Here is a 788-nt window from a genome sequence, read left to right as displayed (position 1 = left end):
GCCCTCGACGAAGGCACTGACCAGGGTGGCCGGGATGATGTCCATCGCGAAGCCGACCAGGGTCAGCTCATGGGATTTCTGCACATAGCCGTTGACCGCGGTCTGGTCCAGGTCGGCCGGGTTGATGTTCATCCCCGCGCCCGGCTGCACCACGTGCGCCACCACCATGCCGACCACCAGGGCCAGCGTGGAGAAGAACAGGAAGTAGGCCATCGATTTGGCGAACACCCGGCCCACGGTGCGCAGGTGGGTCATGCCGGCGATGCCGGTGACGATGGTCAGGAAGATCACCGGGGCGATGATCATCTTCACCAGCTTGATGAAGGCGTCGCCGAAGGGTTTCATCGCCGAGCCGATGTCTGGCTGCAGCCACCCCAACAACACACCGATCAGCGTACCGGCCAGCACCTGGAACCAGAGCTGGCCAACAATGCCGAAGCGGCTCGGCCGCTTCTCTACAACGGTCATATCAACCCTCCCAGGTCACAAGAATAAGGACGTCGTACGTATTCAGTCGAACAGCACGCCGTCGAAGAGCTTCCGCGCAGTGCGCAGTACGGCGGCGCGGGACACCTGCCCGGCCGTATCCAGATCAAGCACGGCCGCGGTGCTGCCGCTGGGATGTTCGATCTCCAGCGTCTGGTGCAGGCCGCCGGGCAGCACCGCCAGGGGGTGCGCGGGTGAGTCCGGCAGCAGGCAGGCGGTGGCGACCGTCACTGCCCCGAGCACGCCGATGGAGGCGTGGCAGCGGTGCGGAATGAAGGAACGGACGCTGATCGCCCCGCCCG

At 65.5% G+C, this 788-nt stretch carries 2 protein-coding genes; both read right to left on the bottom strand.

Features of this window, described 5'->3' with window-relative positions:
* A partial coding sequence (locus AAE045_RS23385; protein ID WP_455549706.1) for a cation:dicarboxylate symporter family transporter occupies positions 1-468 on the bottom strand: 468 nt, incomplete at its 3' end.
* Positions 469-510: 42 nt separating this feature from the next.
* On the bottom strand, positions 511-788 hold a 278-nt coding region (locus AAE045_RS23380), incomplete at its 5' end, for a PrpF domain-containing protein (protein WP_455549705.1).

Source organism: Dryocola clanedunensis, assembly GCF_038405435.1.
Classification (GTDB): domain Bacteria; phylum Pseudomonadota; class Gammaproteobacteria; order Enterobacterales; family Enterobacteriaceae; genus Dryocola; species Dryocola clanedunensis_A.
This window is presented reverse-complemented; position numbering and strand designations above follow the sequence as displayed.